This is a genomic window from Teichococcus aestuarii (assembly GCF_003116135.1).
In the GTDB taxonomy this organism is placed as follows: domain Bacteria; phylum Pseudomonadota; class Alphaproteobacteria; order Acetobacterales; family Acetobacteraceae; genus Pseudoroseomonas; species Pseudoroseomonas aestuarii.
In genome coordinates this window covers 1-9,107 of record NZ_PDOA01000048.1, presented here as the reverse complement: position 1 = coordinate 9,107, position 9,107 = coordinate 1, and the positions used below count along the sequence as shown (strand labels likewise).

Genomic DNA, 9,107 nt, shown 5'->3' with positions numbered 1-9,107 from the left:
CGTTGGCGCCGCCTGGTTCGCGACTACGAGCGCCGCTGCGACGTCTCCGAAGCCATGATCCACGTCGGCATGGGCGCGCTCCTCATCAGGCGCATCGCCCACCCATGACCATTCTCAAACGGGCACTAAGAGGCTGGCTGGAAACGGGAACGGAATGAGGGTTGGCTGGCCGGGGCGGGGATGATTTCAGCGGGTTGCCGAGACCAAGTTGGAGCGCCTGATGTGGGCCCTGACCAGCCGGAAGCAGCATAGCCGAGCAGGGCTGCGTATCGCCAGCGACCTGACGGAGACGGAATGGGCAGTGCTGGAGCCGATGATGCCGCAGGCCCGGCGGACGGGGCGGCACCGGACCTGGCCCCCTCGGCTGGTGTTGGAGGCGATCTTCTTTGTCCTGCGCAGCGGTTGCCCCTGGCGCATGCTGCCGGAGCGGTTCCCGCCCAAGCAAACCGTCTACGGCTGGTTCCTGTTTGAAGCGCTGGCTCATCGCCTGGTCCTGCTGGAGCGGGAAAGGTTGGGCCGAGACGCCAGCCCCAGTGCCGCGGTGATCGACAGCCAGAGCGTCAGAACCACCGAGGCCGGAGGTCCGCATGGCTATGACGCGGGCAGGAAGATCAAAGGTCGCAAGCGGCACATCATGGTCGATACCGCAGGGCGGCCTCTGGTGCTGCGCAGCCATTCCGCTGGCATCCAGGACAGGGATGAGGCGGTGCCGAGCTTGAAGGCTTCGCGCAAACGCTTCCCCTTTATCAAGAAGGTCTTCGCCGACAGCGCTTACGTGGGAGAGCGCGTCGCCAAGGCGACTTGCATCACGCCCGAGATCATCCGCAAACCCAAGGGCCAGATCGGCTTCGCCGTGCAGCCGAGACGTTGGGTGGTGGAGAGAACCTTCGCCTGGCTGAACCGTAACCGCAGGTTGGCCAAGGACTTCGAACGAACCATCGCCCCCGCCGGGGCCTTCCTCCACGCCGCTTCCGTCATGCTCCTCGTCAGGCGCCTCGGTCGTTCCGCATGAGTTTCCAGCCAGCCTCCCACAAATATGGATTATCAGACATAACTTTGGCTAAAAGCCATCTGATTTACGACGAGCACGATAATCAAAGGTTATCAGGCTGGTCTAGGGTCGTCATGCAACTCTATAAGCCTTGCGGCGCCAACTTGCGCAGCATGCCGGAGCTTTGAAGGTCGAGCAGCAGTTGTCACTGTTCAGGCCAACTTGGCACGTTTCCCATGCCTACCTGTTGGCTGAGGCTCGGGGCCTGCCATGGTCAGCATGACGTGCAGCGCAGCTGCGCGAGCCGGGATGTCCAGGCGCCTGTACGCCCGGAGCAGCGCGTCCTCGTCGGCGGCAAGCAGGCCCAGATTAGCCTGGTCCTCTTCAAGAAGTTCCTGGGGTGGCTGCGCGTCCGGGTCGAGGCCGACGAGGTAGGCCACGGAGGTGGACAGCGCCTCTGACAGGCGGACCAGCGATTGGCCGCGGGGCACGCGGGCCTTGCCCTGGCGGATGTTCTCCAACAGGTCCGGGGGCAGGCCCGCGGCACGCAGAGCCTCCTCGGCATTAAGGCCAAGGCGCTCCAGGCGGCCCTCGACACGCTCGATAAGGGGATGAGCTTCGATTTCCATGTCGCCCGCCATACCGTGGCCCTGCAAGGCCATGTTCCATCCTCAATGGGAGACGATCCCACCGCAGCGCTCATCACAGGTCCGGCAACCCAAAAAAGTCCCTGGTTGTGTAGAAATCCATAAGACACTCTCATAACGTGCACTGTGGATCTTAACGGGATCACCCTCTTGGCAACCTCTCGAGAAAGACAAAAGGCCTCAAGATTTCTGTTCGGTCCACGTCCCCTACGGATCCACCTTGCAGCCATTGTCTTTGTTGCTCTCCTGCCAGCACTGAGTGTCGGCGCGGTTGGTGCATGGCTGGCCATGGGCAGCTTCCAGCGCGCCTTCGAGGACCGGCTACGTGACACCGCCCGCGGTGTAGCCCTCGTCATTAGCCGCGAGATTGCCAATCATGTTTCCACGCTGTCCGCCCTTGCCACGTCCCCCTCGCTCGATGGGGGAGCCGATGGGGATCTGAAGGCCTTCTACACGCATGCGCGCCGCGCCGCAGAGGCCGTGGGCTCCTCCGTCGGGCTGGTCGGGCCCGATCTTCGCATCCGGATCGACACTGACCGTGCGTTCGGCGCGAGGCTTCCGACGACTGCCGCCTCTGCGATAACGCGAACAGCGTTGGAGAGGGCGAGGCCGAGTGTCAGCAACCTCCTGACCGGTGCCATCTCCCAACGGCCAGTCATTATCGTCAACGTTCCCGTGCTGCGGGAGGGCCGCGGCGTTGCGGTGATCGGCACGCGCATCGATCCGGAACGGCTCTCCGGCCTCCTCGCCGCACCGAATCTTTCAGGTGGCGCCGTCGCGACCATTGCCGACGGCCAGAACATCATCATCGCGCGCTCGCGGGAGGCCGGGAATTTCATTGGCCGGCAGGTTCCGAACTGGTACGCGGAGGCCACCAACGGGCAGACGGACGGCCTAGCCTCCGGCAGGACTTTGGCTGGAGAGGAGGTCAAGCTCGCCTTTCAGCGCATCTCAGGCACCCCCGGATGGACCTTGATGGTGCTTGAACCCATTGCTGCCTACCACGCGAGTTGGCGCCCACCCATCATGACCTTGGTGCTAGGCGGGGCAGCCGCGCTGGTGCTTGCGTTGGCTTTTGCCCTGTGGCTGGGTGGTCGCGTTCTCAATCCCATTGCTACTTTGCAGAAGCAGGCTGAGACCGTGGCCGCAGGAGGCGGGGGAAATACCCTCGTGTCCTTCTCGCCTGCCTCGCATCGCCTGGGTGTCACCGAGTTCGAATCCCTGCGCGCGGCGATCAGTTCCGCAGGTGCGACCATGGCAGCCAGCGAACGGCGTCATCGGGCGTTGGTCGAAGCTGGCGCCGCAGCACTCTGGCGTGCAGAGCCGGATGGCTACATTCTCGAAAGCCGGGGATGGGAACTTCTGACCGGGCAAGGCGGGGAGGAGTTGCGCGGGAGAGGCTGGCTGCGAGCACTGCACCCCGACGACGTCGAGCCGACGGTAGCGGAGTGGCGGCAGGCAATGGCCGAGAGAAGGCCCGTGAGCGTCGAGTACCGCGTTCGGGCACGGGATGGGCAGTGGCTTTGGCACCAGGCGCGGGGTGTGCCGATCCTCGATGACGGGGGCCGGATCGCGGAATGGTTCGGCGTCCTCGCCAACATCCATGACCGCAAAGGGGTCGAGGCGGCGCTCGCCGCAAGCGAGGCACGGATGCGCGCTTTGGTTGACACGGCACCCGACGCCATTGTGGTGATGGACGTGCAAGGCATCGTCCAGTCCTTCAACCAGGGAGCTGAGCACATCTTCGGTCATGCGGCGGTGGAGGTGGTTGGGCAGAACATCTCCATGCTGATGCCCGCACCCGATGCGGAGCGGCATGACAGCTACCTCGCGCACTACCTGCGCACGGGTGAGCGGCGCGTCCTGGGCGCCGTCACCAAGCTCGAGGGGCTGCGCCAGGATGGCTCCCTTATTCCCCTCGAAGCATCCATTGGAGAGTGGCAGGACGCGGCCGGCGCACGGTTCTTTACCGGCGTGCTGCGCGACATCACCGAGCGGCGCGCGGCGGAGGAAAAGCAGAACCTACTGGCCCGTGAGGTGGATCACCGCGCCAAGAATGCCTTGGCCGTTGTTCAATCCATGCTGCGCCTGACGCCGGCAAATGACCCCAGATCCTTTGCCGCGGCTGTTGAGGCGCGCGTGGCGGCGCTTGCGCGGGCGCACTCCTTGCTTGCACAGGAAGGCTGGCTGGCGGCTGACCTCCGCACCGTAGCGGAGCGGGAACTGGCGGCCCATTCCCGGCAGTACGAGCAGGAGGAGGCTATCATCCTGAGCGGTCCACCCTGCCGGCTTTCGTCCACGGCGGTGCAGCCCATGGCCATGGTGTTGCACGAGTTAGCAACGAATGCGGTCAAGCATGGAGCACTCTCGGCGCCCGGCGGCAAGGTCCAGCTTGCCTGGCGCCTGGATACCTGCGCCGGATTGCTGTGTCTGCAATGGGCGGAAAGCGGCGGACCGCCCGTTGCGCAACCGACGCGACGGGGCTTTGGTTCACGGGTGATCGAGGCGACAATTCGCAGCCAGCTCGGCGGGACGTTGGCATGGCACTGGGAGAGAACAGGTCTGATCTGTGACATTTCGATCCCCCTCGCGAAGGCCAGTGCGACTGCGCCTTTGGCAGCCGCATAGAAGCTCAACAGGCCAGCCTTGGTCGGGAATGTGCGCCAACTGTCAATCACCGCAACTGCTCAATGATGACCCGAGGAGCGTGATCAAGCCACTTCGCAAAGGAGCCAAGCGAAGACGCTGAGCAACGAAACGGATGGCTGCTTCTGGCAGAGAGGCAGCGAAGCTTTCCACTACCAGCGGCGTCGATCCAACGCTCAAGCCGCGCTTTGCCGTTCCTCAGCCGCCAGGGCGCAAAGACGCTCGGTCAGGCGGTAGGCCTCGACAAAGGAGCCGACGGGCAGGAACTCGAAGCGCGAGTGGAAATTGTGCGCGCCCGTGAAATAGTTTGGCGTTGGCACGCCACGGGCGGACAAAGCGGAGCCATCCGTGCCGCCGCGCATCGCGATCACCTTGGGCGCGATGCCCATCTCCCGCAGCCCGCGGAAGATCAGCTCCACACAGTGCCGGTCGTTGCCCAGAGCCGCATCGATGTTGCTGTAGCTGTCCTCAATGCGGCATTCGATGCGGGCGCGGGGGTGGCGTGCCCGCAGCGCCTCCACCGCCTCGGCGGCGAAGCGCTTGCGGGCGGCGAAGCGCTCGCCGTCATGGTCGCGGATCGAGATCTGCAGCTGCGCCGTGCTCTGGTTGCCGGTGATGCCGTTGCACCACCAGTAGCCCTCGCGCCCTTCCGTATGCTCGGGCGTCTGCAGAGGGTCGAACATGCCCACCAGCTCGGTGGCAATGAGGATGGGGTTCACCAGGACACCCTTGGCCGCCATGGGATGGGCGGTGACGCCGGTGATGTCTACAGTGACGCTGGCGGCATTGAAGGTCTCATAGACCACCTCGCCCCGCTCGCAGCAGTCGATGGTGTAGGCGAAAGCGGCGGGGAAGCGCGCGAGGTCCAGCAGCTTGGCGCCGCGCAGGCCGATTTCCTCATCTGGCACGAAGGCCACGATGATGTCGCCGCGCGGCGCATCGCTCTCCCTCAGCCGGTCCAGCAGCGTCATCACCACGGCGATGGCCGCCTTGTTGTCCGCGCCCAGGACGCTGGTGCCGTCGCCGAGCAGGATCTCCTGCCCGCGATAGGCCAGGATCTCCGGGTGTTCGGCGACACGCAGCCAGATGTCCTGCTCCCGGTTCAGCGGCAGATCGCCGCCCTCGAACATCATGCGCTGCGGCTTGACCTCGGGGGAGAGGCCGACATCCACTGTGTCCAGATGCGCCACGAAGCCGATGCAGGGCGCTCCCGCCCGGTTTCCCGGCAGCCGGGCAGTCAGGATGCCATGCGCGTCGAGGTGGATGTCCGGCAGGCCGAGCGCCTCTAATTCGGTCTTCAGCAGCTCCGCCAGCCGGCGCTGTCCGGGGGTGCTGGGTACGATAGTGGCCTTCGCATCGCTCTGGCTCTCAATCGCGAGGTAGCGGAAGAAGCGCTCGATGAGCTGCTCGGCGAGGACGTTGGCCATGAGAAATGCTCCTGTATGTAAAGCCCAAACGCATTGACGCGGCGCACAGAGCATCATCGCCCCTGGGTACCGGCCGCCAAAGGACGAAAAGAAGCCTGGAACTGGCATGTAGCGTTATCAGGCTCAGATCAATTGCTTGGTTTTGAATGCGCATCTGATAATCAGAGGATTGTCGTTTTCTATATCAATGGTGCCATTCTTGCCGAGGAAAAGGTGGGAGGCTACAGGCCGACCTAACTCAGGGTTCGGTCACGCGTAGAGGCCAAGGAAGAGGTCACCCATGGCCCAGCGCCGACGCATGGTCTTCCACGGCTGCGCGCGGTGGTAGGTGCGGTCGTGCAGCAGGCGGCAGCGCTGGCAAAGGGCATGAAGGTTGCGCAGACGGTTGTCGCGCGGGTCGTGGTTCAGTGACCTTAAACCTGTAAACTGGCCCGGCCATTCTGAGAGTTTTCCGGCAGGATTGTTGACCTGAACGGAGGCTGGGTGATGCGGAAGAGCCACGACACGGAAGAGCAGATTGCCTTCGCCTTGAAGCAGGCGGAGTTGGGCACGGCGGTGGCCGAGGTGTGCCGCAAGATGGGCGTGTCGGAGGCCACGTTCTTCCGCTGGAAGCAGAAGTACGGTGGCCTGGGCCCTTCGGAGCTCCGGCAGCTGCGGCAGCTCCAGGAGGAGAATACCAAGCTGAAACGCCCGGTGGCCGATCTCAGCCTGGACAAGGCCATGCTGCAGGACGTGCTGGCAAAAAAGCCCTGACGCCTGATCGTCGGCGCGACCTTGTCCGGCACGTGCAGGACAGGTTCGGCGTGAGTGAACGCCGGGGATGTGCGGCGCTGCGCTTCCACCGCTCTTCGCAGCGTTATCGCTCCAGTCGCGACGACCAAGCGCCCCTGAGACTGCGGATTTGCGAGATTGCCGCGGTGCGTGTCCGCTACGGCTACCCGCGCATCCATATCCTGCTCCGGCGCGAAGGCTGGGCCGTGAACAGGAAACGCGTCTATCGGCTGTACCGTCTGGAAGGTATGAGCCTGCGCCGCAAACGTCCACGACGGCACGTCACCGCGGCACGACGCCTGGAGCGGGAGGTCGCGACCAGGCCGAACCAGCAATGGTCGATGGACTTCGTCTCCGATGCCTTGTTCGACGGGCGCCAGATCCGCGCCCTGACGCTGCTGGACAACGATACCCGGGAGGCGCTGGCGATCGTCGTGGACGGTGGCATCCGGGATGAGCACGTCGTGCAGGCGGTCGAGCGGATCGCGGCACATCGTGTTGCGCCGGAACGGATCAGGGTCGACAACGGTCCCGAGTTCGTGTCGAAGGCGCTGGACCGCTGAGCCTATGAGCGCGGCGTGACGCTGGACTTCTCCCGACCGGGCAAGCCAACCGACAACGGGTTAGTGGAGAGTTTCAACGGCCGCCTGCGCGACGAATGCCTGGACACGCATTGGTTCTTGTCGCTGGAGGATGCCAGGAGCAAGATCGAAGCCTGGAGACGGGACTACAATGCGTGCCGTCCTCACAGTGCCCTGGGGCACCTGACGCCCCAGGAATTCGCTGCCAAAGCAACCCGGAAGGGCTGCTGATGAAGCCGGAAAGCTCTCCCTGCGGGCGGACCAGTTCCGGGGTTACGGTCAACAAGCCCGACGAGTTGCATAGAGCCCGGGCCAGATCAGGGAGCAGGACCAAGGCGCGCTTTGCGCAGGCCTTCAAGCTGACGCGGCGGTTGGTCATTGAGCTGGAGGCAGGAACAGCAAATCCGACGGCAGAAACGCTGGCAAAGATCGACAAGCCTTTTGGCTACCAAGTTGGCTTTGTGCCAACAAAGTCCACTGGCAGAGCAAGCAAAGAGGACGAGCAGGATGAAACTTGGTCGGATTATCGCTGAGCGTCTGAAAGCTTGTTCGCCGCACACCTGGGTGCCTCGAAGAACCTGTTGCTGCGCTGTGCTGGGGGGCCTGACAGGCACCTGAGGCAGCGATCTGGCCTTGTGGGTAAGCCGGCGAGGTAGGACCTGCCTGGAACTTCGCGAATCCGTCTTCGCTTGGCCTGGCGCTGCTTAGAGCATCCAGCGCCGCGCAAAGCGCTGACCGGCATGGCCGCGCGGCATCACCATATCGCGCATGACAGCGTCCAACACTGAGGACTTCACAGGCGGTGCCGTCGTGACGATGCAGGCGAGCCGTGCGACGCGCTCCCGGACAGTCGGATGGGTTCGGAGCCAACGCAGCCACCAAGCGCCGCTGCGTGTTGCTAGCCGTTCCCAGTCATCGCCCTGAAGGCGCTCGAGCCGCACCAGGGCTGCCGCCAGCCCGGCTGGATCGCCGGTAAGCTCGACAGCGCCGGCATCGGCAAGGAACTCCCGCCTCCGCGAAAGGGAAAGCGTGAGCAGGTCGCCCACCGTCGGTGCGGCAACGAGCAGAAGGATGGCCAGCGGTGACGGCGCCGCACCGGCAGCTACCAGGGCCGGCAACCAAAGCATCAGCAGCATGGTGCCTATCAAACCCATGCCACGCGTCAGCGTCGCCGCAGCGGCGGCAAGCCGCAGAACACGAAGATCTCCATGCCGGAGATGAGCTATCTCATGCGCGAGCACTCCTGCCACTTCGCGGGGTGGCAAGGTGGTGAGCAGGCCAATGGTCAAGGCGATTACCGGGCTCTTCCGCCCACCGCCGGCCATGGCCTGAATTTGGCTGGAGGGTATCAGGTGAAGCATGGGCACACGCGGAAGGCCGGCGCGGCGTGCCACCTCCTGGGCCAGCGCATAAAGTTCCGGTGCCTGCGCTGGGTGAAGCGGGACGGCGCCGAACACGTGGCGGAATGCCGTGTCGCCAGCGATTGGCTCTAACAGGAGCAACAGCAGCGACGCACCTGCCGCGAGCAGCATGCCGTCAAGACCAGCCAGGAGGCTTCCTGTCATCGCTGCGAGTAATCCAAGGCCGACAAGCAGCAATACCGACTGCAGCCGGTTCAGCTGCTGATGACGACGCAGCGCCGCGCGGTCGAGCCAAAGCGGCTTTTGTATAGGCGCTGCCGCAAGTGCAGCGTTGAAGCAATGGTGCATGCTCTCTCTCATCGTCAATGGCGGGCGGCACGGCGGAGAAAAAGCTCAAAATGATCCGCTGCTTCGAACGCTTCGCGACTCGAAATTTCGGAATGGTTCCGCTGCCGACTGTACTTGGCCAGGGCGGCTCTGGCGACTCGTTGACCGCTTTAGAAGCGTTAATCCTCTTCGCCTGCTTGTAGCAGCTGGCTTCAGTACCAGAACCTTAGAGGCCAGTCCTTCGGCCGGGGTCCTGGACAGCCAAACCGTGAAATCGCCTCAGGCGGCAGGCGGTGGGGGCTATGATGCCGCCAAACGCCTCAAGGGCCGCAAGCGCCACATCGCGGTGGACACCG

At 64.2% G+C, this 9,107-nt stretch carries 6 protein-coding genes and 3 pseudogenes; 6 read left to right on the top strand and 3 right to left on the bottom strand.

The features are described 5' to 3' along the window. Together CR165_RS23760 and CR165_RS23755 are read left to right on the top strand one after the other, a co-directional pair. Window positions 1-108 (top strand): annotated as a pseudogene (locus CR165_RS23760) (IS5-like element ISRso1 family transposase); the annotation flags it as partial. Window positions 109-220: 112 nt separating this feature from the next. After that, window positions 221-1,012 (top strand): IS5 family transposase, encoded by a 792-nt coding sequence (locus tag CR165_RS23755; protein ID WP_109519367.1) that lies wholly within the window; start codon window positions 221-223, stop codon window positions 1,010-1,012. Window positions 1,013-1,203: 191 nt separating this feature from the next. On the opposite strand, the gene CR165_RS23750 is transcribed toward CR165_RS23755, so the two are convergent. Continuing rightward, complete coding sequence (locus tag CR165_RS23750; protein WP_245906733.1) at window positions 1,204-1,653, bottom strand: hypothetical protein; 450 nt, start codon at window positions 1,651-1,653, stop codon at window positions 1,204-1,206. Window positions 1,654-1,926: 273 nt separating this feature from the next. Between CR165_RS23750 and CR165_RS23745 the strand changes: the two genes are divergently transcribed. After that, window positions 1,927-4,266 (top strand): PAS domain S-box protein, encoded by a 2,340-nt coding sequence (locus tag CR165_RS23745; protein ID WP_109519366.1) that lies wholly within the window; start codon window positions 1,927-1,929, stop codon window positions 4,264-4,266. 194 nt (window positions 4,267-4,460) lie between these two features. Here the strand turns inward: CR165_RS23745 and pepT are convergent, their stop codons facing one another. Further along, window positions 4,461-5,711, bottom strand: coding sequence for a peptidase T (gene pepT, locus CR165_RS23740; RefSeq protein ID WP_109519365.1), 1,251 nt, complete (start codon window positions 5,709-5,711; stop codon window positions 4,461-4,463). A 486-nt stretch (window positions 5,712-6,197) separates the two neighbouring features. Here pepT and CR165_RS23730 point away from each other — a divergent pair. Together CR165_RS23730 and CR165_RS25290 are read left to right on the top strand one after the other, a co-directional pair. Continuing rightward, window positions 6,198-7,294 (top strand): annotated as a pseudogene (locus CR165_RS23730) (IS3 family transposase). Further along, window positions 7,294-7,596, top strand: a complete 303-nt coding sequence (locus CR165_RS25290) for a helix-turn-helix domain-containing protein (protein ID WP_181378355.1) — start codon at window positions 7,294-7,296, stop codon at window positions 7,594-7,596. The pseudogene CR165_RS23730 and the gene CR165_RS25290 overlap by 1 nt, the downstream one beginning before the upstream one ends. Before the next feature lie 171 nt (window positions 7,597-7,767). On the opposite strand, the gene CR165_RS23720 is transcribed toward CR165_RS25290, so the two are convergent. Beyond that, window positions 7,768-8,772: a zinc metalloprotease HtpX gene (locus CR165_RS23720; protein ID WP_181378354.1), complete on the bottom strand. Its 1,005-nt coding sequence runs from the start codon at window positions 8,770-8,772 to the stop codon at window positions 7,768-7,770. 208 nt (window positions 8,773-8,980) lie between these two features. On the opposite strand from CR165_RS23720, the pseudogene CR165_RS23715 reads away from it, so the two are divergent. Continuing rightward, a pseudogene (locus CR165_RS23715) lies at window positions 8,981-9,107 on the top strand (transposase); the annotation flags it as partial.